A 23,257-nucleotide genomic window follows, 5' to 3' on the forward strand; every position below is an offset into this window, starting at 1 on the left:
CTCTTTGCCGGGTCTTCACCGGGCTCTCACCTGGTCTTCCGTGCTGTCCGGCCGGTCCCCCGGGCGCCGGGGCGGCGGCCGCGGCGGGTGGGTCCGGGGACGGCGAAAGGGGGCACAGGACGTGTCGTCCGTGCCCCCTTCCCCAGGCGAGGAGCCTCAGGAGATCGACCGGTATCCGCTCCAGCCGGTGGCGATCTTCGTGCGCGAGCCGAACGATCCCTTGCCGTCCCCGCTGTTGCGGTACAGATTGCCGCCGGTGTCCCGGGAGACCAGGTCGGCCCTGCCGTCGTCGGTGATGTCACCGACCCCGACGACGGCGTTGTAGGAGCCGCCCCAGTCGGCGAACACCTTCACGCGGGCGGCGAAGGTTCCGTCTCCCTTGCCGTTGTAGCGGAAGAGGGTGTTGGACGTGTCCTGGGCGAGCAGGTCGCCGATGCCGTCGCCGTTGAGGTCACCGGCCCCGACGATCTTCTTGTAGCTCTTCCAGTTGTCGTAGAGCTTCACGCGCGCGGAGAGCGTTCCCGTGCTCGTCCCCTTGTAGACGTAGACGGTCCCGGTGGACGCGACGCGCGCGATCAGGTCGGGTCGGCCGTCGCCGCTCACGTCGCCGGGCGAGGTCAGGACGTCGTACTGAGTCCAGCCGCTGCTCGCGAGCGTGGTGTACGACGTCTTCGGGGTGACCGCGGCGCCGCAGTGCGGCTTGTACGCCCGCAGGGCGCCGCTGCTCAGCCGGACGAGGACGTCGTTGCAGCGGTCGCCGTTGAGATCGCCGAACGGCACGGCCTTGATGCTGGTGGCCCAGCCGGAACCGCTGATCTTGTCGCCGAACTTTCCGGTGCCGGTGCCCGACTGGAAGGTCAGACCGCCGGACGAGTTCAAGGTGAGGAGGTCGCCGCGGCCGTCCGGTCCTTCCGCGCCGGCGAAGTCGTGCCGCACCGGCGCGCCTCCCTGCAGGAAGCCCTTGCCGGTCGCGACGGTGACCGCCGAGGCGGTTCCGATGCCGGTGGCCTTGAGGGTCCAGGTGAAGTGCCCGTTGGGGAACCGGGCGTTGTCGACCGTCGTGCCGGACCAGTCCGTGGCCACCCAGGCGGTGGACGCGCCCCCGCCGACCGTGCGGGTGGCCTTGCCCCGCGCACCGCTCTGGACGGACGCGAAGGTCACCGACCAGGAGGTGACCGGGCGGGACAGCAGCCAGGAGCCGTGGAAGGGTGTGTTGGAGCCGACGAAGTCCGTTGCCTCGGGCCTGAAGGCCGTCACGGCCGACGGCGTGACACCGGTCCTGGCGATGTGCGTCCGCTCGTACAGATCGGTCCAGGCCACCAGGCCCGTGTATTCGTCCACGGTCCACTTGAAGCGGCGGTCCATGGCGAGGCCGGTGTCGGCGACATCGGTCGCGAGCACACGGCTGGTGCCGGTGGCCGCGTCCGTCAGTACCAGGGTGCCTGCGGCACGGTCGTGGCGGACGGTGAAGCCGTCGCCGAGCAGCTCGTCGCCGCCGCTCACCGCCCGGGAGGTGGAGGCCTTGGTGTCGTACACGCCGGCCGAGCCGTCGCCGCACGCCCAGTACACCCAGCGGCCCGCCGCCTGGAGTTCGCCCGGCACGCAGGTCATGCCGGGAACGGTCACCGTCGCGAGGGTCTTGTCCTCGGGCAGGCTGTACGAGGTGAGCTTGCCGGTCGTCGAGGCGCTCCAGAGGGTCGAGCCGTTCAGCGCGGCGGCGCGCACCGACCGCTTCAGCTTCTGGCCCTGGCCGAACTCGCCGATGTACTGCTCCGGGGAGGCGCCCCCGGAGTCGTAGACCGCGTAGTTGTCCGAGACGTCGACGATGTGACCGCCCGTGGTGCCGAACTCAAGGGTCCAGTCCGAGGAGCCGTCCAGCATGGCGACCAGCCGGTCCTTGCCGGTCAGACCGGTGTCGGTGGTGCCGAGGAAGGCGTCCCGGGGGTTGTTGCCGAGGTTGCCCCAGAGCACCGAACAGGCCACGCCCGTGTACGGGCAGCGCGTGAGCACCTTGTCCCCGGCCCCGGGAGCGGAGGCGGTGAGCTGCCCGCCGACCACGGCGAGCGTGCGCAGCGAGGTGGTGTCCATGGTGCCGCTCGGGTCGTCCTCGGCGACGCGCAGACTGCCCCGGCTGAGCGCCAGGCCGGTCTTCGCGTTCTCCGCCGCCGGGATCTGGGCGAGCTGCTGCAGGCCGGGCGTGCCGTCCCCGGCCTGGGCGAACCGCCGTACCCACCAGTCGCTCGCGCCGGTGCCGCCGGTGACGAGGGCGGTGCCGCCGGACGCGCGGACGATGTACGCCCCCGCCTCGGCCGCCAGGGTGCGAGAGGAGCCGTCCAGGAGGGAGTCGGCCCGCAGCGCGCTGGTCCCGGTGCCGGTGTGCAGCGGGAGCAGCAGCCGGTCGCCGGAGAGCACGGGGGTGCCGTCGAGCTGGGCACCGGGCGTAGGCAGGTCGATCACCTGCTCGGCGGCTTCGGGGTCCGTGCGGGGCTTGACGTGCAGGTTGCCGCCGGCCGGGTCGTACCAGCCGATCCGATCGTCACTGAGGACGGTGTACGGCCGCGCGTCCATGCCGGAGAAGACCTGGGTGGCCGTGGCCGTCGCCAGGTCGAGGTAATACAGGTAGCTGTCGACCTTGAACAGCGCCCCGTGACGGTCGGCGGCGGTGATGGCGCCCGAGGTGATCCGCACCCAGTCGGGTGTGATGGCGCGGGAGCGCCAGGTGCCGTCGACGAGGTCGTGCAGTGACTCCTCGGTGACGACGGTCCGTCCGGCCAGCCCCCGGTACCCCTCGTCGGAGGTGAACGACGACGTCGTCCGGGTCGCCGGGTCCCACAGGGCGACGGAGCCGGACGACGGCAGCGCGACCAGGTCGGCGTCGCTGCCGTACCAGGCGGTGGGGCAGGTCGAAGAGCCGAGGCTCGCGCACACACCCGCGGGCGCGTACACGCCGTCGGCGGTCCTGACGACCGTGCTGGTGCCGTCGGCGTAGTCCGTCCACAGCAGCCCGGTGATCCCGGTCTGCCGGTGCAGGAAGCCGCTCGCGCCGGCCACCAGCGGGCGGTCGGCGCGCGGCTGTGTGTCGGCGGGGTCGGTCAGGGTGATCTCGGAGGCGTTCGCGGCCGGTGCGGCCGGGTCCGCCGAGGCGTCGTGCTGCGGCAGAACGGCGATGGTGGCGGCCGCCACGGCGACCGCGAAGGCGGAGACGGCCGCGGCAAGGCCGCGCCGTCTCGGGGCGTTTCTGCCCACGTGAAGTGTCCCTCCCCGCGAGGGCCCCCGCCCTCGCACAAGTGCGCGGATGCTAACAGGAGATGACGACGGGTCCGATGGTCAGGGTCCGGTAAAGCCGCTGGTGGACCGGCCTGTTTCCTGGCCGCTCGGGACACGCGAAGGGCCCGGGAACCGTTCGTTCCCGGGCCCTGTCGAGCGGTCGCTGTTACTCCGGCGCGCCGCCGAAGCGCTCCTTGTACGACTCCAGGTCTTCGTCCGTGATCTTGGCGAAGAGGACCGGGGGAACGGTGAAGGGGGTTCCGGCGGGCAGGAAGGACAGGGCGCGGGCCTCGTCGGCGCTCACCCAGGTCGCCGTGTCGTCCGCGAGGGCGAAGGCCGAGCGCATCGCGCGGGCGGACGCCGGGATGAAGGGTTCCGAGACCACCGAGTACAGGTGGATCAGGTTCATCGCCGTACGGAGCGTCAGCGCGGCTCCCTCGGGGCTGGTCTTGATCTCCAGCCAGGGAGCCTTCTCCTCCAGGTAGGAGTTGCCCGCCGACCACAGGGCGCGCAGCGCGGCGGCCGCCTTGCGGTACTGGAGGGCCTCCATCTGGGTCTCGTACTCCGCGAGCAGGCCCGCGATCTCCACGCCCAGCTTCGCCTCGGCCTCGCCGGCCTCCGAACCCGCCGGGACCTCCTCGCCGAAGCGCTTCTTGGAGAAGGACAGGACGCGGTTGACGAAGTTGCCGAGGGTGTCGGCCAGGTCCTTGTTGACCGTGGCCGTGAAGTGCTCCCAGGTGAACGACGAGTCGTCCGACTCGGGGGCGTTGGCGATGAGGAAGTAGCGCCAGTAGTCGGCGGGCAGGATGTCCAGGGCGTGGTCGGTGAAGACGCCGCGCTTCTGGGACGTGGAGAACTTCCCGCCGTAGTACGTCAGCCAGTTGAAGGCCTTGACGTAGTCGACCTTCTTCCACGGCTCGCGCACGCCCAGCTCGGTGGCCGGGAACATGACGGTGTGGAAGGGCACGTTGTCCTTCGCCATGAACTGCGTGTAGCGGACCGGGTTCTCGCCGGAGTCCGCGTCGTACCACCAGGACTTCCAGTCGCGGTTCTCCGTGTCCTGGTCGGACCACTCCTTCGTCGCGCCGATGTACTCGATCGGGGCGTCGAACCAGACGTAGAAGACCTTGCCCTCGGCGGCCAGCTCCGGCCAGGTGTCGGCCGGGACGGGGACGCCCCAGTCCAGGTCACGGGTGATCGCGCGGTCGTGCAGGCCCTCGGTCAGCCACTTGCGGGCGATGGAGGAGGCGAGCTGCGGCCACTCGGACTCGTGGCGGGCCACCCACTCCTCGACCTCGTGCTGGAGCCTCGACTGGAGGAGGAAGAGGTGCTTGGTCTCGCGGACCTCCAGGTCCGTCGAGCCGGAGATCGCCGAACGCGGGTCGATCAGGTCCGTGGGGTCGAGGACACGCGTGCAGTTCTCGCACTGGTCGCCGCGGGCCTTGTCGTAACCGCAGTGCGGGCAGGTGCCCTCGACATAGCGGTCCGGGAGGAAGCGGCCGTCCGTGGGCGAGTACACCTGACGGATCGCGCGCTCCTCGATGAAGCCGTTCTCGTTCAGGCGTCGCGCGAAGTGCTGCGTGATGTCATGGTTCTCCGGGCTCGAGCTGCGGCCGAAGTAGTCGAAGGCCAGCTCGAAGCCGTCGTACACCGCCTTCTGCGCGTCGTGCGCCTGCGCGCAGAACTCGTCGACCGGCAGGCCGCGCTCCTTGGCCGCCAGCTCGGCGGGGGTGCCGTGCTCGTCCGTCGCGCAGATGTACAGGACGTCGTGGCCGCGCTGGCGGAGGTACCGGGAGTACACGTCCGCCGGGAGCATGGACCCCACCATGTTGCCCAGGTGCTTGATCCCGTTGATGTACGGAAGGGCGCTGGTGATGAGGTGTCGAGCCATCGCGGGCTGCTCCCAGGTCGCTACGTGGGGCGACGATCGCGTCGGATTTCCGGTGGGCGGGTCGTCGCCGGTGAACCTTGAAATCGTAGCCGACATGGGTGGGCCGCCCGCTTCCCGTTTTAAGGCGTGGGAAGGGGGCGGCCGAGGTGGTGGTCGGACGGGGGGTTACGGGCGCCAGTTCTCCAGCACGCCGTCGTAGACCTCGACGTCCGTCAGTTCGCGCGGGGTCGGGCCCGCGTGGAAGAAGGCCGTGTTGCCGGTCTTCAGCTTCCGGAGGTAGTCGAAGGCCTTGTTGTCGTGCTCGCCGAAGGCGATGAAGGAGAAGAAGACGCCCGGGTGGTCCTTCGCCGCGTCCGTGAGGGACTGGGTGGCGGGGGTCTTGGCGTCCGGGGCGCCGTCCGTCTGGAAGATCACCAGGGCCGGGTCGGTGGTGCCCGACTGCTGGTAGTGGGTGACGACTTCCTCCACGGCGGCGTGGTAGCTCGTACGGCCCATGCGGCCGAGGCCGGCGTGCAGGTCGTCGACCTTGTTCTCGTGCCCGGTGAGCGTGAGAGCGCCGGTGCCGTCCAGCTCGGTGGAGAAGAAGACGACGTGGACGGCCGCGTCCGTGTCCAGGTGGGCGGCGAGGGCGAGGGCCTGCTCGCCGAGGGCCTGGGCGGAGCCGTCCTTGTAGTACGCGCGCATGGACGACGAGCGGTCGAGCACGAGGTAGACCTTGGCGCGCGCGCCGGTGAGGTCCCGCTTCTGGAGCGCGGTACCCGCTTCCTGGTACGCCGTGACCAGGGCCGGGGCTTCCTCCTTGACGCGGGCTGCCGTGACGGCGGGGGTACCCGGCGTCGCCGCCTCGGCCGCGGGCTCGTCCACCTGGGCGGCCACCGGAGTGACCTCCTCGGTGACGACGGGCGCGGTCTCGACGACGGGCTCGGTCTCGACGACGGGCTCGGCCTCGATGACCGGCTCGTTCTCGGCGACGGGCTCGGCCGCGGGCTCGACGACAGCCTCGACCTCAGGCTCCGCTTCGACCTCGGTCGTGGCGACGGGCTCGGCCTCGACGGCAGCTTCGGTCTCGGCGACGGGCTCGGCCGCGGGCTCGACGACAGCCTCGACCTCAGGCTCCGCCTCGACCTCGGCCTCGACGACAGGCTCCGCCTCGGGCTCGGCAGTGGCTTCCGCCTCGGCGGCGGGTTCGGCCTCCGGCTCGACGACGGGTTCAGCCTCAGCCTCCGCCTCGGCGACCGGCTCGGCCTCGGCTCTGGGCTCGGCCTCTGCGACCGGCTCCGCCTCGGGCTCGGCGACAGCGTTGACCTCGGCCTCGACCTCGGCCTCGACCTCGGCCTCGACCTCGGTCGCGGGCTCAGCCTCGGCGGCAGGCGCGGTCTCTACGACCGGCTCCGCCGCAGTCTCGGCTACGGGCTCAACTTCAGCCTCGACCTCGGCCTCGGCGGCGGGCTCGGCGGCGGCCTCGGTGGTGGCCTCGGCCTCGGGGGCGAGGGCAGGCGCGGCCTCCGCCGCTGCGGGCGTTTCCGCGGGTTCTTGCGTGGGGTGCTCCACCGCAGGCGTCTCTTCCGCGGAAGAAGACGAGGTCTGCTTCGGCACCGTCACGTTGTCGAAGGCGGCCGACACCAGCTCGTCGACCACGGAGGGCGTGGGCTCGGACGCGGGAGCCGGGATGGTGGCCTCGGCCTCCGGTACGGGGGTGGAGGCCGGCTCGGCCTCCGGAGAAAGCGTCGGCTCCGCGGCGGGAGCCGGGACCGTCGCGGTCGACGTTGCCTCTCGCGAGGTCTCCGCGTCGGCGTCACGACCCTTGCGTGAGCGGCCGATCGCATTCCGCAGGAGAGTGAGAATGCCCATGTGCGCAACCCTTCGCGTGAGTTGATCCCGTCAATCCCTGGCCAGGACGGACACGTAAGGTTAGCGGCCATAGATGGTGATCTTCGGCAGGGGCGGCACACCGGACGACCGCCACGTCAACCCCCTTACAGCGCCCACTGGTTCACTTTCCTATCACGGGGATTTGTCGGATTTCTACGTTCGGCCGCATACCCTCCCCTGGTGTCACGCTTGTGTGAACGGATCGCAATGGGAGAGTAAAGCGCGTCCCGGGTGCCGGCACGGCTCAGGTCAGTGCGGGGAGGCGATCGCCCTGGCCGCCGCGACCTCCTGCCGCACCGGTTCGAGAACGCTCTCCGAGGGCCCGGTGAGACCGGTGCGGACGGCGAAGAGCACGTCCGTCTCGCGCAGTCCCTCGGACAGTTCCCGCAGCTGGCGCGCGATGGTGGAGATCTCGACGGCGGACGGCTCGGTCGCGCCCTGTTTGACGCGGACCCGGGCGGCGGTCGTCGCGTCCACGATCCGTTCGACGGCGACGACGAGCGGCATCCAGGCGGCGGCTCGGCGCCCGTTCGGGGGCGGTTCGGTCAGCGCGCGCTGGAACTCCGTACGGATGGAGGACAGGTCGCGGTACAGACGGCGCCTGCTGCGGGCGCGGGCCGCGGGCTCGGCGGCGTCCCCGAAGGCCAGCTCGACATAGCCGGCGGTGTCGGCGACCGCGTCCGCGAGCCGGTCGCCGACCCGGGCGTGCCAGCTCTCCGGCCAGAGGAGGTATCCGGCGACCAGGGCGATGGCGCAGCCGATGAGGGAGTCGACGAGGCGCGGGACGATCAGCCCGGTTCCCTGGTGGTTGAGGATGTCGGACAGCAGCAGGATCACCGGGGTGATGGCGGCGGTCTGATAGCCGTAGCCACGGGGGGTCAGGGCCGGGATGAGCGCGGCGAGCAGCATCAGCACGGGCACGTCCCACCAGCCGCGCGGCACGACGGTCAGCACGGCCGCCGCGACCACGAGGCCCGCGACCGTGCCGAGCGCGCGCAGCAGCGCCCGGGAGAAGACGGAGCCGTAGTCGGGCTTCATGACGAAGGTGATGGTGAGCGCGACCCAGTACGAGCGCGGCACCGCGACGGTCGAGACCAGCACCTGGCCGAGGCCGATGCACAGGGCGAGGCGGGTGCCGTAGCGCCAGGAGGCTGCGGACAGCAGGACGTTGCGGGTGGCGCGGGCGGTGCGGACGCGGAGCGCGGCGGGCCGGCCGAGGCGGTCGTCGAGGGCGTGCGGGTCGGGGGACCGTTCCGTCACGACGTCGGCGGCGTGCCGCAGGGCGTGGTCGACGGCGCGCCCGGTTTCGTCGGCCGGGGTGGGCAGCCGCAGTTCCAGGGGGCCGGTGCCGCCGGTCTCGACGGTCTCGGCGAGCCGGCGTACGGCGGCGGCGATCCCGGCGGGCAGCGGTACGCCCCGCTGGTGGGCGGCGGGGGCGGCCTCGACGACGGGGGTGACGGCGTTCAGCTGGGCGAGCAGCCGGACGAGGTCGGGGCTGCGGCCGTGGTGGAACGCGCGCCGCGCGAGGACGATGTCGTACGACTCGTTCAGTGACTGGGTGACGGCGAGGCGGATGCGTTCGTAGTCGTCGGTGCCGCTCGCGGCGAGCAGGTCCGCGACCGTGCGGTAGGTGCCCGCGACGGCGGACCGCTCCGGCACCCCCGAGCGCAGCGGCCAGGCGAGCAGGGTCAGCGCGAGGACGAGAAGCCCGCCGCCGGACATCAGCAGCGGGGCGAGCCACCAGGCGCCGGGCAGCGGGAGTCCGGCGCCGATCACGCAGTTGAGGAGCAGCAGCAGTCCGGTGACGGAGGCGACGGCGCCGATCGACGAGATCATCCCGGAGATCAGGGCGACGCCGGTCACGGCGGCGACGGCGGCCCAGCCGTGCCCGAAGACCGCGGCGCCGATCGTGACGCCGATCGCGCCGAAGAACTGCGGGACGGCGATGTTGAAGATCCGCATGCGGTACGCGTCCGCGGTGTCGCCGATGACTCCGGACAGCGCGCCCATGGAGGCCAGCGCGCCGTACGCGGGCTGGTCGTGGGCGAGGCCGATGGCGAGGGGGAGCGACAGGGCGACGGCGGCGCGGGCGGTGGCGGCCCGGTTGACGGGTGCCCGCTGCGGTTTGAGGTTCCTGACCAGCCAGTCGGGAGGGGTGAGGCCGATGGGGAACTCGCGGGACATGTACCGAGTATGGCGGTTTCCCGGGGCCGGTCTCCGGCTCGGTCCCGCTGGTGGAGGGTTGCGAGGGCCGGCCGGTGCGAAGTCCGGCCGGTGGCGCGTTCCGCGTGCTCGGGGCGGGTCAGGCGCCCACGTGTGTCGACTGCTCGGCCGGAGTCCGCGGGGGCGCCTCGGCCGCCCGCCGGTAGCGCGCGTACGCGTCGGCCAGCGCGGAGGTCAGAGCCACCGTCAGACCCGCGGCCAGCAGCAGCCAGCTGACGAACCGGAGGGTCTCGGTGAGGGCGTCGTACACCGCGCCCGCGGCCATGCGGGACACATCGGGCGGCAGGTCGTCGAGGGTGAGCCTGCGGCCGACGGTGATCGCGCCACCGAGCAGCGCGGCGCCCAGCGCGGTGCCGAGGCCCGTCGCGAGAACCGCCCGGCGGCGGCGTACGGCGACGACGATCCCGACCGCCGCGAAGACGACCGACGCCACCGGCAGCCAGAAACCGGCGACTTCGAGCACGTGGAACCCCTTCCGGAGCCGGGCCAGGTCCTCGGCCTCGAGCACGGTGATCTCGGTGTGCTCGACGGGGATCCGGTTGGCCAACGGCATGTGGTCGTCGGCGAGCCGGCGCTTGACCCGCTCGGTGACGGGCGCGAGGTCGACGGTCACCGCACCCTCCTGGTCCTCGCGCAGAGCCCGCATCACGGCGTCGTGCGCGGCCATGTTGGCGGCCTCCCACGCGGTGCGGTACGCCTCGGTCTCGGTGAACGAGCGCACCGCGTCCCGCACGAAGTGGTTCACCGGCCCCTGGAGCCTCGGCCGTACGTGGACTTCGCGCAGGATGTCGTCGGTGACGCCGGCCGCGATGGCGTCCCGGACGTCGTCGTCGGCGGCCAGCGGCGCCATGGTGGCCTCGTACCGCTCGGAGTCGCCGAGCCCGTACGTCGCCCACGTCGACAGCGCGCCGAGCGGCGCGAGGAGGCAGGCGAGCACGATCAGCACGGCCGACACAGCGCTCCGGACACGAGGGGACACGTCTTCAGGCAAGGCCTCTCGGCCGCCGTGCGCGACCGGTTTGACTGCAAATGGGCGCATATGACAAGCCGAACGGGCAGCCGCCGCAGTCGCAGGGCCGCCCGTAACCCCGTCCTGGACCTCGCCGGAGGCCCCCGGCGGCGTGGCTCACCCCCGTGCATCCCAGTGGCCCCAAGGGTCTTGGCCGCTCAGGTGGAGCCCTCACCCGAACGGGTGTTTCCTGGATCTGGGGAAAAGGAGGCCGATATGCGCACCACCCCGGCCCTGCGGACTCTCGCCGCGGCCCTGCTCAGCGGCGGTGTACTGACCGTCGCGGCCGCCGGCACCTCCATGGCGGCGGTCCCGTCGGCGCACACCGGCGACGGTGGCGGCTCCGGCAGTCCTGTCTGGGGCACCGTCGTCTCCCGTGGAGAACTGAACCTGCGGCTTCAGCCCAGTACCGGATCGCCCGTCGTCGGCGCGCTCTCACCGGGCAGCCAGGACCGCGTCGAGTGCTCGGTGAGAGGACAGAGCGTGTCCGGCGACACCAGCTGGTACTGGCTCGTCGGCGCCCATGCCTGGGCCAGCGCGGCCTTCGTCGACACCGGCGGCCGGTGGGTGCCGAGTTGCTCGGACCCGTGCCCCGACCAGAAGGACGGGGTGTGGCACAACGCGCACTGGGACAACAACCGGAATCCGGCCGACGACCCCGGCTGGAGTGTGACCGCCTCCGGCTCCTGGACCTTCACCGTCTCCAGTGCGTGGAGCTGGACCGTGTCCGGCTCCTCCTCGAACTCCTGGGACTGGGTCCCAGGTGGCAGGTGAGTAGGTGAGTGAGGGAGACGCATGAGGCCCCGGCAGTCCGCCGGGGCCTCATGCGCCGTGTGCCGGTCCGGCGTACTACGACGCAGGACCGGCACAGTACGGCGTCAGCTCGCCTTTCCCGCCGCGTCCTCGTGCGTGTAGTAGCGGTAGAAGGCCACCGCGAACACACCCACCGCCACCGGCAGCGACATGAACACGGACCGCAGGACGGTCGCGTCGGTCTGGCTGTACAGGAAGCCGAACGCGCAGCCCGCGAACACGGCCCACAGCAGCGCGTGCATCTCGCGCCGCATCAGCGGAGCCAGCATGCGGACGCCCATGTAGGCCGCCGCGAACGCGATGGCGCACACGAAGCCGAACAGCACGTTCCAGCCCGTGACGGCACCTGCGTCCCGGTTGATGTTGGCGGCCCAGAAGCCGTAGACGAGCCCGCCGACGACGGGTACGGCCCACTTCGTGATCGTGTGGGTCTGTTCCCCGAAGACGTCGGTCGACCCGGATGTACGTGGTGTCCCTGACACGGGTGCGGCTTGAGCCATGGAAGGACTCCTCTCTGCTCGCCCCCGCCTTCCAGGTCACACCTCGCCGAAGTCCCTGGCAAGTCGGGAAGGGGCCCCGCACGGGACGCCCCACCGGACCCCCACGGCACCCCGGTCCGTCGCGTCGCCGGGATGCGGTGATCATGGTCGCGTGCTTCGCTGAGGTGCATGAAGCTCGTACTTTTTGGTGCCACCGGCATGGTCGGCAGCCGTATCGCCACGGAGGCGTCGGCGCGCGGACACCAGGTCGTCGCGGTCAGCCGGTCCGGACAGTCCCCGGTTCCCGGGGTCGCCGCGACAGCGGCCGACGCCTCGGATTCGGCGAAGGTCGCCGAGCTGGTGGCCGACGCGGACGCGGTCGGGTCGGCCTGCGTCCCGCCCCGGGACGGCTCGGATCCCCGAGAACCCTTCCTCGCCCTCAACCATTCCCTGGTGGAGGGCGTCCGGTCGGCGGGGGTGCAGCGGCTGGTGATCGTCGGCGGCGCGGGTACCCTGGAGGTCGCCCCCGGCGAGGCCGCCTGTGACCAGCCCGACTTCCCCGAGGCCTACCTTCCCGAGGCGCTGGCCCACCGCGACGCCCTGGCGTACTTGCGGACCGACGTCGACGACCTCGACTGGACCTACATCTCACCCGCCGCCGAGATCGGACCCGGCGAACGCACGGGCGAATTCAGGATCGGCGGCGACCGCATGCTGACCGACGCGGAAGGCCACAGCCGGATCAGCGCCGAGGACTACGCGATGGCCTTCGTCGACCAGCTGGAGATGCCCATTCACCCGCACGGCCGCATGTCCGTCGCTTACTGAGAGAACGAAAAGGAGGCGGTACGGCGAGGTGGCCGACCGGAGATCCGTACTCGGCCAACTCCCGCACGGCGGGCCGCCGGACGCCGTCCAGCGGCAGAAGCCGCTGCGGTTGCGCGGGCGCAACGCCGCCTGGGTGCCGCCGCTGCTGCTGCTCGTCGGCATCGCGCTGCTCGACGCGAACACCTCCGGCCGATTCCGGATCATCTCCTGGGTCGTGGTGGTCCCGGCCGTCGCCGCGGCGATCTGCGGGGTGCTGGGCACGATGGCCCTCGGCGTGCTGTCACTGCTCACCTACGGTGCCGTGGACACGGCGTGGCCGCATCAGTACCAGACGGGCCTGCCGGATTTCATCCTCGTCCTGGCGGGCGGTGTCCTCGCGACCCTCGCCTGTTCCCTGCGGGTGCGCGGTGAGCGGCGCATGCTGCACATGCGGGATGTCGCCGAGACGACCAGGCGAACCGTGCTGCGTCCGATGCCGCCGGGCTGGGGCGGCCTGGACCACGCGGCCGTCTACCTCACCGCCGACAGCGAGGCCCGCGTCGGAGGCGACTTCTACGACATCCAGCCCGGCCTGCACGGGACCCGTCTGCTGCTCGGTGACGTGCAGGGCAAGGGACTCGCGGCGGTGGAGGCGGCGGCCGCGCTGCTCGGAACCTTCCGCGAGGCGGCGTACCACGAGCGGGTCCTCGACACGGTCGCCGGGCGGCTGGAGATCCGGATGCTGCGGCACGTCCGCTACTGCGCGGCGGTCGGCCGCGACGAGGCCGACCGTTTCGCGACCGGAGTCCTGGTCGCCTTCCCCGAGGAAACGCCGGCCACCGTCGAGGTGATCAACTTCGGCCACGAACCTCCGCTCGTGGTCACCCCCGACGGCGTACGGAGGCTGCCGCCCGGGGACGGACTCCCGCTCGGTCTCAGCGAGTTGACGCTGGCGCCGCCGCCGGTGCTCCGTGTCCCGCTCGCCCCCGGCGAGACGCTGCTCCTGGTCACGGACGGGGTGACGGAGGCCCGGGACGCGGCGGGCGACTTCTTCCCGCTCCGCGACGCCCTCGCGAAGGCGCTGGCGCGGGACCCGCGCACCGCCGACCCGCATCTCCTCGTACGGTTCGTGTGCGACGCCACCCTGGACCACTGCGGCGGCCGGCTCGCCGACGACACGACGATCTTCGCCGTACGGCGCCGGGCGCGCGGCGGGCGGGGGACGTAGCCGGGGCGGCGGACGCGGGCTTCGGGGCACTGGGCCGGGCCGGGCGTTCGCGCTCTTCGCGTCCCCCCTTTGCATGCGCAGCCGTTACGGTGCTGAGGTACCTGATCGATGGGGGAGGGAACCTATGCCCGGAACCGTGCTGCTCCTCGCTGCTTCGCCGGTGGGCAAGGGGTGTCTGGTGGACGCGGCCTCCGTGCTCCCCGTGCTCGCGGCCGTCGCCCCGTCGGTGCTGTCGGGCACCGACACCGCGAACGTCGTCGAACTGGCCGACCCGTTGGAGCCGCAGGCCGTGCTGACCCGGCTGCGCGCGGCGGCGACGGCTCCGGGACCGCTGACGATGTTCGTGACGGGACAGCTCCAACTGGACCGCCGCCAGCGGCTTCCGCACCTCGCGCTGGCCCGCACCACCCCGTCGACGGTCCGTTACACGGCCTTCCCCTGGCACTGGGTCACCGAGGAACTCCGGCTGCGCCCACCGGGTTCGACGACCGTCTTCATCGACCTGCACGCGGACGCGGACACCTGGACGTTCCTCGCCGGGCGCCCTCTCACGGTGGGCCCGGCGACCGCGCTGTACGGCCGCGTCGCCCCGCCGCCGCCCCGTCGTACGGTGGCGCAGCCGGCCTACATGAGAGCCGTCGCCACCCTTCTCCGCAGCGGCCACCGTCCTCCTCTCCTCCAGCTCCACCAGCAGGCCCTGACGAGGACATCGGGCGAGGAGACCGCCCGGCCGGGCGCGGCGGACCTGGTGTTCGCACCCGGGCAGTCGTGGGCCGGGCAACCATGGCCCCCGGCACCGGGGTTCACGACCGTGACGTCTCCGCCGCGGACCCCGCCGTCCCCGCCGGCCGTGCCGCCCGCGCCGCCCGTGGCCATCCCCGGCCAAGCCGTTCAACAAGTGAGTCCACCGCCGTCCGATCCCCATGGGGAGATCACGGCCGCCGTCCGGGACGGCCGGCACGACGAGGCTCTCGCTCTGGCGGGGCGGCGGGAGCGGGAGGCGCTGCGTGCGTACGGGCTCGGCTCCGAGCAGGTGCTGCACTGGATGGAGGTACGGGCGGACCTGGCGATGTTCGCGGGGGACCCGGAGCGCAGCTGCCGTGGCTGGCTGGCTCTCGCGGGGACCCGGCTGGACGCGGGGCAGGCGCCGGACGCCCCGGAGGTGGAGTCGGCCGTGGACCGCGCGCACCACCAGTGGGGCCGTATCGACGATCCGGCACGGGCCCGCGAACTCGGCGCGGAACTGGCCCGGTTGAGGCTGCGCGTGCCCGGCCGCCGGGAAGGCGCGCTGGACCACGTACGGCAACAACTGCGCCAGTTGCAGACGCAGCCCTGAGGCAGCAGCCCTGAGGCAGCAGGCCTGAGGGAGCAGGCCTGAGGCAGCGGACCCGCGTCCGCCGGCCCGAGCCGTCGGCCCGCGTCCGGGGGAACTCAGCCGCCGGTCGACAGCGACGCCAGCGCCCCCGACACCAGGGTCCGTACGCCGGGCGCGACCGTGCCGAGGTCGGGGGCGAAGTGCGGACTGTGGTTGCTGGGCACGGCCGCGAGCCGGGTCATGAGGTCGTCGCCGCCCGGGGCCGCGTTCCAGACGTCGGCCGGAGTGCTGGTCACGAACCAGTAGGAGTAGGGGATCCCACCGGCCGCGAGCCGCGGGAAGTCCTCGCTGGCCATGGCCGGACCGGGGTCGAGGATCGTCCCGGCGCCGAAGACCTCGCCGTGCACGGCGGCGATCCGCCGGTCGGTGTCGGCGTCGTTGACGGTCATCGGGAAGTCGCTGCCGACGGTGATCCCGGGCTCGCTCGGGCAGCCGGCAGCCACGCACTCGCCCGCCGCGACGCGCCGCACGGCGGCGATCATCCGCTCCCGCACGTCCTGCGACTGGGTCCGCAGGTTCAGGGCGATCCGGGCCTCGGACGGGATGATGTTGTGCCGGGTGCCGGCCTCGATCCGCCCCACCGTGAGCACGGCGGAATCCCGGGCCGCGATCTCCCGGCTGACGACCGTCTGGAGCCGCGTCACGATGTACGCCGCCGTCACCACCGGGTCGACGGTCGCCTCGGGCCGTGAGCCGTGCCCGCCCCGCCCGTGCACGACGATGTCGATGTCGGTCGAGGCGGACATGATCAGGCCTGGGGAGTGCGCGTACAGCCCGGCGGGGCCGGGCGCCGCGTGCTGGGCGAGCAGGACGTCGGGCCGCGGGAAGCGTTCGTGGAGCCCGTCCGCGATCATGCGGGCCGCGCCGTCGCCGGTCTCCTCGGCGGGCTGCCCGACCAGCACCAGCGTGCCGGACCAGGTGTCGCGCCCGGCGGCGAGCACCTCCGCCGCCCCGGCCAGCCAGGTGACGTGCAGATCGTGACCGCAGGCATGCATGACTCCGTCGGTCCCCGAGGCGTACGGCAGCCCGGTCTCCTCGGCGACGGGCAGCGCGTCCATGTCGGCGCGCAGCAGGACGGTGGGCCCGTCCCCGTTCCGCAGCACGCCCACGACGCCCGTGCCGCCGACGCCCTCGGTGGTGTCGTACCCGGCCTTGCGCAGCCGCTCCGCGAGGGCGGCGGCCGTACGGTGTTCGCGCAGCGACAGCTCGGGATGCCGGTGCAGGTCCCGGTAGAAGTCCTCCAGGGCGAGGACCGGGAGGTCGGCGGTGAGGTCCAGCGCGGTGCGGGCGGCGGCAGAGGTCACGGGGCCAGCGTAGGCGCCATCTGTCCCTCGTACGGGGGATTCGCGGCTGTCGTACGACCGTGGCGTATGCGAGGACGCTCCGGCGGGTGGGTCACGCGGGGGCGCGAACCGAGGTGTGGCACTCGAACCAGACGGTCTTCCCGCGTCCCGGCAGCGGATGCCATCCCCACCGGTCGGTCACCGCGTCCACGATCAGCAGCCCGCGTCCGCGCTCCGCGAGTTCGCTGTCCACAGCTGTGGACAGCGGTGGCCGGGGGCAGGTGTCGGTCACCTCCACCCGCACACCGTTCGCCCGCCGCAGCATCAGCAGCGCGGCGCGCCGGTCGGGCACATGACGGACGACATTCGCGAGCAGCTCGGTCAGCGCCAGCGCCGCCGCCTCCGTCAGCTCCGGCATCTCCCAGGCGACCAGATACGCCTTCAGGATCCGGCGCAGCTGCCGCGCCGAATGCTCACCCACGGTGAAACGGATGCCGTACCTCGCGTCGATCGTCCCGTTCGGCAGGTCAGTTGCATGATTCACGACTCCAGCGTGGAGCGGGACGGTTACGCTCGGCTACAAGTCGAATTGAACGCCGTCGGGCGTTCGGACCCGGGGGTGACCGTCCCATGCCCAACATCCGTGAACTGGACCCCAGCGCGTCCCCGTTGGACTACTTCGGTTCGGAGCTGCGCCGACTGAGAGAGGCGGCGGGGCTGAAACAGGGCGAGCTGGGCGACATCATCTTCTGCACCGGCTCCCTGATCGGCCAGGTCGAGACGGCCCACAAGGTACCGACCCGGGATTTCGCCGAGCGCGTCGACGCGGCCCTGCTGACGGGCGGGGCGTTCTCCCGTCTCGTGGGGCTGGTGCTGCGGAGCCAGTTGCCGACGTGGTTCCAGGCGTACGCGGAGATGGAGGCGAGGGCCGCCTATGTCTACTCGTTCCAGGCGCAGTTGGTGGACGGACTTCTCCAGACCCCGGGGTACGCACGGGCGGTGTTGGGATCGCGGAGCGAAGAGGACCTCGACGCCAAGGTGGCCGCCCGGCTGGAGCGGCAGCGGGTCCTGGCCCGGGATGAACCGCCCGTGGCATGGGTCGTGTTGGACGAGGCCGTGCTGCACCGGCAGATCGGGAGTGCAGGAGTCATGCGTGACCAACTCGGCCGTCTGTTGGACCTTCCCCGTGACGGCTGGACGCAGGTCCAGGTGCTGCCGTTCGAGGCAGGTCAACACCCGGGATCGATGGGTTCGTTCAACCTTCTGCGCTTCGATGGCGACCCGGACATCGTCTACACCGAGGACTTCGTGCAGGGACATATGACGGCCAATCCGGCCAGTCTCAAGGAGGGCTTCCTTCGATACGATCACTTGAAGGCCGCCGCCCTGTCCGTTGAGGCCTCGGCGGAGCTGATCGCTCGTGTGATGGAGGGGCGTTATGGGCACCAGCCAGGATCTGACGGCGGCGCGATGGCGTAAGTCGTCCTACAGCGGCGACACCGGAGGTCAGTGCGTCGAGGTGGCCCCCCTGGCCACCCGCGTGGCCCTCCGCGACTCGAAGGCTCCCGCACTCGGGGTCCTCACGGTCGGGGGCGACGCCTTCGCCGCCTTCGTCGGGGCAGCGGTGGCCGGCACTCTCTGACGGGGTGCGGGGCCCGGGGCGGGCCGGGTGAACGTCGGCGTGCCCCGGCCGCCCGCGCAGGAGGGAACCCGTCACCGTCCGGTGCGGAATCCCTGATGCCAGGCCGTCTACGGGGCGGTGTGGGAGGCGGTGTGTGCCGAGGGGGCCGGTTCGGCCGCTCTCGCCGGGCCGATGTTGGCCGCGGTGACCAGCGCGGCGACCGCGATGACGGCGGCCAGGAGCCCCCTGGAGTAGCGCGCGAAAATACGTCGGAGCACGGTGACCTCGCAACAACAGCGGCGTATTAAGCATGCTTAATCCGGCGCTTAACGTAGAGGCTCCCGGGCTTCCGTCGCAAGAGGGCCCTGAGCTTGGACAGTAGTCAAAAGCTGGACTGACTCGACTCGGCTTAATGGCATGCTTACCCCATGGCGGAGCGGGACGACCCTGAGATCATCGGGCGCAGGGTGCAACAGCTGCGTACGGAACGCGGTTTGACGCAGAAACAGCTGGCGGAGCCCGCGTACACGCCCGCGTACATCTCCACCCTGGAGGCCGGCCGGGTGCGGGCCTCCGAACCCGCGCTGCGGCACATCGCCGGCCGGCTCGGGATCGCGTACGAGGAACTGGCGACCGGGCGGCCCGCCCACCTAGCCACCGGTCTGCGCCTGAGGCTGACCGACGCGCAGCGCACGCTCTCCACCGGAGAGGCCGAGCCGGCCGCCGAGGTCTACGCCGCGCTGCTCGCGGAGGCGGAGACCCATGGGCTGGTCGCCGAGCAGGCCGCGGCGCTCCTCGGGCTCGGCGAATGCGCCCTGGACATGGGGGACTTGGAGACGGCACAGCGGCGCTTCGAGGAGTCCGAGCAGCGGATGGGGGACGCGCCGCTGCCGCAGCGGGTGCCCGCCGTGCGCGGCCGGGCGGTCTCCCACTACCTCGCCGGTGAACTCCGTTACGCCTGCTACCTGTTCGAGTCGACCCTCGACGAACTCAACCGGACGGGCCTGCACGACCCCGAAGCGCTGCTCCTCCTCTACACGGGAGTCATCGCGCCCTACATGGACATGGGCGCGCACGCCCGTGCCGCCCAGGCCGCCGAGTTCGCGCTCGCGCTCGCGCCGCAGGTCGGGGACCCGGCCCTGGTGGCGCGGATGCACCGGTCGGTGGCGCGGACGATGATCGCCGAGGGGCGGATCGTCGAGGCCGACGCCTCCCTGGCCAAGGCCGCCGAGCTCTACCGGCAGCTCCAGATCCGCACCGAACTCGCCAACTGCCACTGGATGCGCGGGTACCTCTACGCGCAGAACGGCGAACTGGAACGTGCCGAGGGCGAGTTGCGCGAGGCGCAAGCCATGCTCTCCGCCAAGCGGGCCGCGCTCTACACCAGCCAGGTCGCCGTGGAACTGGCCGATGTACTGCACAAGCGCGGCAAGTCCGACGAGGCCGGTGAACTGCTGCAACAGGTGCTCGGCGATCTGAGTTCCGAGCGGGGAGCGATCCACTCGGCCGCCGCGCACCGCCTGCTCGGCATCATCGCGGAGGACGCCCGGGACACCGAGGCGGCGGAGGAGCACTATGTGCGGGCGATGAGCCTCCTGGAGCGGGCGGGCGCCGCGGGGGACCTGGCGGACCTGTGCCGGCTGCTGGGCGACCTGTTGCGGCGCACCGGCCGTGTGGAGGCGGCCCTGGACGCCTACCGCACCGGCCTCGGCCACCGAACCGCCCCCGGCACGACGACCCTCGGCCCGGCCCCGGCCCAACCCCCTCTCTGACGCCTGACGGGATGGACCGGCGGACGCGTCAGATCATGTCTTCCACCGCTTCCTTCGCTTCCTTCAGACCCGCGCCCGTGGCCTGGCGATAGGCCTTGATCGCCTGGATGTTCTTGCCCTCGCGCACGAGGGCGATGACCTCGGGCAGGTGCGGGGGATCCTCGCGGATGCCGAGGCGGTCGAGTATCAGGTCGAGCTGGTGCTCGACGTGGGCGACCCTGCGGTCGGTGCGGGCGAGCTTGCCCTCCAGGGCGGCGAAGCTCGCGACGATGAGACCGGCGAGGACGATGAGACCTGTTAATTCCATGGTCACGGATCCTAGAGCGCTTCGCCCGGAGAGCCGAGGCGGCGCAACAGGCCGAGCAGCGTGGTCCGTTCGATCTCGTCGAGCGGGCCGAAGGACGCGGCGAGGACATCGCGCGTGACGGCGCGCCCCGCCGCCAGGACGCGCTCGCCGGTCTCCGTCAGGTGGTGCTCGATACGCCGGCCGCGACCGGGCCGGCGCTCGATGAGGTGCTGGGCCGCGAGCCGGGAGGCGAGGGTGCCGAAGGACTGGTCGCCCTGGAAGGTCGCGACCGCCAGCTCGTGCGCGGACGCTCCGGGTGTGCGGGCGATCGCCCGCAACGCGTCCCACTGCGCCAGCGTGGTGCCGACCGCCGTGAGGCGGGTGTCGAGCGTGCGGTGATGCCGGTACTGCGCCTCTTTCACGGCACGCCCCAGCTCTTCGAGATCGACGGGAGCGGGGAGCGCGGGAGACGGGTCCGGGTCCACGGCGGCCGCGGCGGGGACGCCGGCCCCGGTGCCGGTCCCGGTGTCGTCGGCGGGCCCGGCACCGGGACCGGCAGCAGTCCTGGCAGCGGTCCCGCTCTCGGTCCTGTCGGCTGCGGCGCGGGCTCCGGGGTCCTCATGGTTCGCGGTCATGTCCGCATCCTAATCCGGAATCTAAGGTTGCGTATATACGTATGCGTAGATACCGTGGGGCGCATGACCGACACCGAGATGCGAACCCGTACCGTCCACCCGCGCCCCGACCTCCCCCTCGCCCTCACCGAGACCGGCCCCGCCGACGGCCGCCTCGCGCTCGTCCTGCACGGCGGCGGCGGGCCCGCGACCGTCCAGGGCATCGCCGCGCACCTGGCCGGCCGGCACGGCATGCGTGCCGTCGTTCCCACGCACCCGGGCTGGAACGGGACCGAGCGTCCCGGCTGGTTCACCGGTGTCGACGACCTGGCGATCGCCTATCTGCACTGGCTCAGGGACGAGGGCCACCGTGACGTCCTCGTCGTCGGCTCCTCGCTCGGCGGCTGGACCGCGGCCGAGATGGCCTTCCGCGACGACGGCGCGGTGATCAGCTCGCTGGTGCTGGTCAACGCGGCGGGCGTGGCCGTCCCGGGAGAGCCGGTCCGCGAGATCTTCGGGCTCCGCCCGGACGAGATCGCCGCGTACTCGTTCCACGATCCGGCCCGGTTCGCCGTGGACCCCGCCACCCTCACCGAGGAGCGGATCGCGGCCCAGCAGGCCAACATGGCCACCATGCGCGTGCTGGCCGGTGACCCGTACATGCACGACCCGAAGCTCCTGAACCGGCTCGGCCGGGTGCGGATCCCGGCCCTGCTGCTGTGGGGCGAGAGCGACCGGATCGTCACACCCGCGTACGGGCGGGCCTACGCGCGGGCGTTCGCGCGAGGGCGGTTCGAGACGATCGCCGAGGCCGGTCACCTGCCGCACATCGAGCGGCCCGAGGCGACGTTCGCCGCGCTCGACGCGCACATCGACGCGCACATCGATGCCCGGACCGATGCCCGGTTCGGCGCGCACGCCGGTGCCGGGAGCGCTTCCGCCCAGCGGCGTTGAGGCGTGGTGCGCGATGGAGGCCGGGGCGTGCCGGCCCGGGGGCCGGTGATGACTGGTGACCGGTGACTGACGGGTGATCATCTTTCGGTGGTGCGGTCGGAGAGCGGGCCGACGGCGGCCGGACAGCTCTCGGCGAAGTGCTCGCGGCGTCCGGGGAAGTTCCGGAGGGCCTTCTTCGGCGGCGATTTCCTTGTCCCGTACAACCCTTCAGGCTCACCGCAGGTCATCTCCGAGTCCGCAGGTATGTTCTTGAGAGGAACTGATGTCCCGGTCCCCCCACAAGCGTTCACGGCGTCCCGTCGTCCTGGGCGCCGTCGCCGTCGCGGCCGCCCTGGCCGGCGGCCTGCTCATCGCCCTGCCCGGCGGCGCGAGTGCCGCCGCGTCGGGCCTCGCCGACGACTTCAACGGTGACGGCTACCGCGATCTGGCGACCGGCGCCCCGGGTGCTGTCGCGGGCGGGAAGGCGAAGGCGGGCGCTGTGGTCGTCAACTACGGCTCGTCGAGCGGGATCAGTGCCGCGCGCCACAAGACCACATCGCAGAGTTCCTCCGGCGTGCCGGGCGACTCGGAGACCTCCGACCGCTTCGGCACCGAACTCGCGCACGGCGACCTCAACCGCGACGGCTACGGCGATCTCGTCGTGGGCACACCGCTGGAGGACGTCAGCGGCGATGTCGACGGCGGTCTGGTCACGATCCTGTGGGGCAGCTCGTCCGGACTGTCGGGCGGTACGACGATCAGCGACCCGAACGCGTCGGGCCACGACCGGTTCGGCCAGTCCCTCGCGGTCGGCGACTTCACCGGTGACGGCAAGGCCGATCTGGCGGTCGGTTCCACCGGCAAGGACGTGTGGATCTTCAAGGGCGGCTTCACCAAGTCCGGCGGCGCGGCCGGCAAGGTGCGCCTGGACACCCAGATCGAGTCCGGCGCGTATCCCAAGGGCGCCGTCCAGTTGGCGGCGGGGGACTTCGGCAACGACGGCACGGACGACCTGGTGGTGGGTTCCTCCGCGGGCAACTTCGTCTACCGGGGCGCCTCGACCGGACCCACGCTCCAGACCGAGGCCGGCGCGGGGTACGCGAGCGCGTTCGCCGTCGCCGACTTCGACCGCGACGGGCACGACGACCTGGTCGTCGGCACCGATTTCGTCGACATCCTGAACTCGTCCGTGAAGGGCGGCTACGCCACCGTCTTCTACGGCGGCACGGCCGGCGTCGACACCACGCGCAGCGCCGCCTTCAGCCAGGACACGCCGGGTGTGCCGGGATCGGACGAGTCCAACGACTGGTTCGGAACCTCACTCGCGGCGGGCGACGTCAACGGCGACGGCTACCCGGACCTCGCCGTCGGCGCCGACAACGAATCCATCGGCTCGGCGGAGGGCGTCGGCAACGTCTGGGTGCTGCGCGGCGGCCCCTCCGGCCTGACGGGGACCGGCGCACAGTCCTTCAACCAGGACACCTCGGGTGTCCCGGGCGGCAACGAGTCGGCGGACATGTTCGGCGGCGCCGTCCACCTCGCCGACCACAACAAGGACGGCCGCGCCGACCTGTCGGTGGGCGCGGGCGGCGAGAACAGTGACGACGGCGCCGTGTGGGTCCTGCGCGGCTCCACCGGAGGCGTCACGGCCACCGGCGCGGTGAGCTTCGGCGCGTCGTCCGTGGGCATCGGGAACTCGGGCAACGACCCCATGTTCGGGGACGCCATGTCGGGCTCCTGAGCACGCGGACAGACATCCGGAAGGGGCGGCACCGGAGGATTCC

At 72.0% G+C, this 23,257-nt stretch carries 20 protein-coding genes; 9 read left to right on the forward strand and 11 right to left on the reverse strand.

Going from position 1 to position 23,257, the window contains the following annotated elements:
* Positions 1-156 precede the first annotated feature (156 nt).
* The 5 genes from N4G66_RS25435 to N4G66_RS25455 all read right to left on the reverse strand — a co-directional run bounded on the left by N4G66_RS25435 (position 157) and on the right by N4G66_RS25455 (position 10,232).
* Positions 157-3,246, reverse strand: coding sequence for an FG-GAP repeat domain-containing protein (locus tag N4G66_RS25435; RefSeq protein ID WP_261706512.1), 3,090 nt, complete (start codon positions 3,244-3,246; stop codon positions 157-159).
* Positions 3,247-3,433: 187 nt separating this feature from the next.
* Positions 3,434-5,158, reverse strand: a complete 1,725-nt coding sequence (gene metG, locus N4G66_RS25440; RefSeq protein ID WP_261706513.1) for a methionine--tRNA ligase — start codon at positions 5,156-5,158, stop codon at positions 3,434-3,436.
* Between the two features lie 165 nt (positions 5,159-5,323).
* Positions 5,324-7,009: a VWA domain-containing protein gene (locus N4G66_RS25445; protein WP_261706514.1), complete on the reverse strand. Its 1,686-nt coding sequence runs from the start codon at positions 7,007-7,009 to the stop codon at positions 5,324-5,326.
* A 270-nt stretch (positions 7,010-7,279) separates the two neighbouring features.
* Positions 7,280-9,214, reverse strand: a complete 1,935-nt coding sequence (locus N4G66_RS25450; protein WP_261706515.1) for an FUSC family protein — start codon at positions 9,212-9,214, stop codon at positions 7,280-7,282.
* A 118-nt stretch (positions 9,215-9,332) separates the two neighbouring features.
* On the reverse strand, positions 9,333-10,232 hold the full coding sequence (locus N4G66_RS25455; RefSeq protein ID WP_261706516.1) for a hypothetical protein: 900 nt from the start codon (positions 10,230-10,232) through the stop codon (positions 9,333-9,335).
* A 246-nt stretch (positions 10,233-10,478) separates the two neighbouring features.
* On the opposite strand from N4G66_RS25455, the gene N4G66_RS25460 reads away from it, so the two are divergent.
* Entirely contained in the window at positions 10,479-11,036 is a 558-nt protein-coding gene (locus N4G66_RS25460; RefSeq protein ID WP_261706517.1) for an SH3 domain-containing protein, read from the forward strand.
* 104 nt (positions 11,037-11,140) lie between these two features.
* Here N4G66_RS25460 and N4G66_RS25465 read toward each other — a convergent pair whose 3' ends face one another.
* Positions 11,141-11,575 carry a hypothetical protein gene (locus tag N4G66_RS25465; RefSeq protein WP_261706518.1) on the reverse strand — a complete coding sequence of 145 codons (435 nt, stop codon included), beginning with the start codon at positions 11,573-11,575 and terminating at the stop codon, positions 11,141-11,143.
* Positions 11,576-11,743: 168 nt separating this feature from the next.
* Here N4G66_RS25465 and N4G66_RS25470 point away from each other — a divergent pair, with 168 nt between their 5' ends.
* From N4G66_RS25470 to N4G66_RS25480, 3 genes are all read left to right on the forward strand, one after another.
* The gene (locus N4G66_RS25470) at positions 11,744-12,382 is read left to right on the forward strand and encodes an NAD(P)-dependent oxidoreductase (protein WP_261706519.1); all 639 of its coding nucleotides are present in this window, start codon (positions 11,744-11,746) and stop codon (positions 12,380-12,382) included.
* A gap of 28 nt (positions 12,383-12,410) precedes the next feature.
* Positions 12,411-13,589 carry a PP2C family protein-serine/threonine phosphatase gene (locus N4G66_RS25475; protein WP_261706520.1) on the forward strand — a complete coding sequence of 393 codons (1,179 nt, stop codon included), beginning with the start codon at positions 12,411-12,413 and terminating at the stop codon, positions 13,587-13,589.
* 124 nt (positions 13,590-13,713) lie between these two features.
* Positions 13,714-14,925 (forward strand): hypothetical protein, encoded by a 1,212-nt coding sequence (locus N4G66_RS25480; protein ID WP_261706521.1) that lies wholly within the window; start codon positions 13,714-13,716, stop codon positions 14,923-14,925.
* 95 nt (positions 14,926-15,020) lie between these two features.
* On the opposite strand, the gene N4G66_RS25485 is transcribed toward N4G66_RS25480, so the two are convergent.
* Positions 15,021-16,268 (reverse strand): amidohydrolase, encoded by a 1,248-nt coding sequence (locus tag N4G66_RS25485; protein ID WP_261706522.1) that lies wholly within the window; start codon positions 16,266-16,268, stop codon positions 15,021-15,023.
* A gap of 91 nt (positions 16,269-16,359) precedes the next feature.
* Positions 16,360-16,791: an ATP-binding protein gene (locus N4G66_RS25490; protein ID WP_261706523.1), complete on the reverse strand. Its 432-nt coding sequence runs from the start codon at positions 16,789-16,791 to the stop codon at positions 16,360-16,362.
* An 86-nt stretch (positions 16,792-16,877) separates the two neighbouring features.
* Between N4G66_RS25490 and N4G66_RS25495 the strand changes: the two genes are divergently transcribed.
* Together N4G66_RS25495 and N4G66_RS25500 are read left to right on the forward strand one after the other, a co-directional pair.
* Entirely contained in the window at positions 16,878-17,726 is an 849-nt protein-coding gene (locus tag N4G66_RS25495) for a helix-turn-helix domain-containing protein (protein ID WP_261706524.1), read from the forward strand.
* Positions 17,686-17,889, forward strand: coding sequence for a DUF397 domain-containing protein (locus tag N4G66_RS25500; RefSeq protein ID WP_261706525.1), 204 nt, complete (start codon positions 17,686-17,688; stop codon positions 17,887-17,889). Before N4G66_RS25495 ends, N4G66_RS25500 begins: the two co-directional genes overlap by 41 nt.
* 107 nt (positions 17,890-17,996) lie before the next feature.
* On the opposite strand, the gene N4G66_RS25505 is transcribed toward N4G66_RS25500, so the two are convergent.
* A complete protein-coding gene (locus tag N4G66_RS25505; protein WP_261706526.1) occupies positions 17,997-18,146 on the reverse strand; it encodes a hypothetical protein in 150 nt (49 codons plus the stop codon).
* Between the two features lie 150 nt (positions 18,147-18,296).
* On the opposite strand from N4G66_RS25505, the gene N4G66_RS25510 reads away from it, so the two are divergent.
* Positions 18,297-19,640, forward strand: a complete 1,344-nt coding sequence (locus N4G66_RS25510) for a helix-turn-helix domain-containing protein (protein ID WP_261706527.1) — start codon at positions 18,297-18,299, stop codon at positions 19,638-19,640.
* 28 nt (positions 19,641-19,668) lie between these two features.
* Here N4G66_RS25510 and N4G66_RS25515 read toward each other — a convergent pair whose 3' ends face one another.
* The gene (locus N4G66_RS25515) at positions 19,669-19,947 is read right to left on the reverse strand and encodes a ribosomal protein L7/L12 (protein ID WP_261706528.1); all 279 of its coding nucleotides are present in this window, start codon (positions 19,945-19,947) and stop codon (positions 19,669-19,671) included.
* Positions 19,948-19,958: 11 nt separating this feature from the next.
* On the reverse strand, positions 19,959-20,411 hold the full coding sequence (locus tag N4G66_RS25520) for a MarR family winged helix-turn-helix transcriptional regulator (protein WP_261706577.1): 453 nt from the start codon (positions 20,409-20,411) through the stop codon (positions 19,959-19,961).
* A gap of 213 nt (positions 20,412-20,624) precedes the next feature.
* Between N4G66_RS25520 and N4G66_RS25525 the strand changes: the two genes are divergently transcribed.
* Together N4G66_RS25525 and N4G66_RS25530 are read left to right on the forward strand one after the other, a co-directional pair.
* Positions 20,625-21,494 (forward strand): alpha/beta fold hydrolase, encoded by an 870-nt coding sequence (locus tag N4G66_RS25525; protein ID WP_261706529.1) that lies wholly within the window; start codon positions 20,625-20,627, stop codon positions 21,492-21,494.
* 262 nt (positions 21,495-21,756) lie between these two features.
* Positions 21,757-23,214, forward strand: a complete 1,458-nt coding sequence (locus N4G66_RS25530; protein WP_261706530.1) for an FG-GAP-like repeat-containing protein — start codon at positions 21,757-21,759, stop codon at positions 23,212-23,214.
* Positions 23,215-23,257: the final 43 nt, after the last annotated feature.

The organism is Streptomyces rhizosphaerihabitans (assembly GCF_025399795.1).
GTDB lineage: Bacteria > Actinomycetota > Actinomycetes > Streptomycetales > Streptomycetaceae > Streptomyces > Streptomyces rhizosphaerihabitans.

What these genes read in the sequence shown, in the direction of transcription:
- N4G66_RS25470 (WP_261706519.1), top strand. Translation starts at nt 11,744, where the DNA reads ATGAAGCTCGTACTTTTTGGTGCCACCGGCATGGTCGGCAGCCGTATC.
- N4G66_RS25445 (WP_261706514.1), bottom strand. Translation starts at nt 7,009, where the DNA reads ATGGGCATTCTCACTCTCCTGCGGAATGCGATCGGCCGCTCACGCAAG.
- N4G66_RS25495 (WP_261706524.1), top strand. Translation starts at nt 16,878, where the DNA reads ATGCCCAACATCCGTGAACTGGACCCCAGCGCGTCCCCGTTGGACTAC.
- N4G66_RS25460 (WP_261706517.1), top strand. Translation starts at nt 10,479, where the DNA reads ATGCGCACCACCCCGGCCCTGCGGACTCTCGCCGCGGCCCTGCTCAGC.
- N4G66_RS25510 (WP_261706527.1), top strand. Translation starts at nt 18,297, where the DNA reads ATGGCGGAGCGGGACGACCCTGAGATCATCGGGCGCAGGGTGCAACAG.
- N4G66_RS25530 (WP_261706530.1), top strand. Translation starts at nt 21,757, where the DNA reads ATGTCCCGGTCCCCCCACAAGCGTTCACGGCGTCCCGTCGTCCTGGGC.
- N4G66_RS25480 (WP_261706521.1), top strand. Translation starts at nt 13,714, where the DNA reads ATGCCCGGAACCGTGCTGCTCCTCGCTGCTTCGCCGGTGGGCAAGGGG.
- N4G66_RS25525 (WP_261706529.1), top strand. Translation starts at nt 20,625, where the DNA reads ATGACCGACACCGAGATGCGAACCCGTACCGTCCACCCGCGCCCCGAC.
- N4G66_RS25450 (WP_261706515.1), bottom strand. Translation starts at nt 9,214, where the DNA reads ATGTCCCGCGAGTTCCCCATCGGCCTCACCCCTCCCGACTGGCTGGTC.
- N4G66_RS25465 (WP_261706518.1), bottom strand. Translation starts at nt 11,575, where the DNA reads ATGGCTCAAGCCGCACCCGTGTCAGGGACACCACGTACATCCGGGTCG.
- N4G66_RS25500 (WP_261706525.1), top strand. Translation starts at nt 17,686, where the DNA reads ATGGGCACCAGCCAGGATCTGACGGCGGCGCGATGGCGTAAGTCGTCC.
- metG (WP_261706513.1), bottom strand. Translation starts at nt 5,158, where the DNA reads ATGGCTCGACACCTCATCACCAGCGCCCTTCCGTACATCAACGGGATC.
- N4G66_RS25515 (WP_261706528.1), bottom strand. Translation starts at nt 19,947, where the DNA reads ATGGAATTAACAGGTCTCATCGTCCTCGCCGGTCTCATCGTCGCGAGC.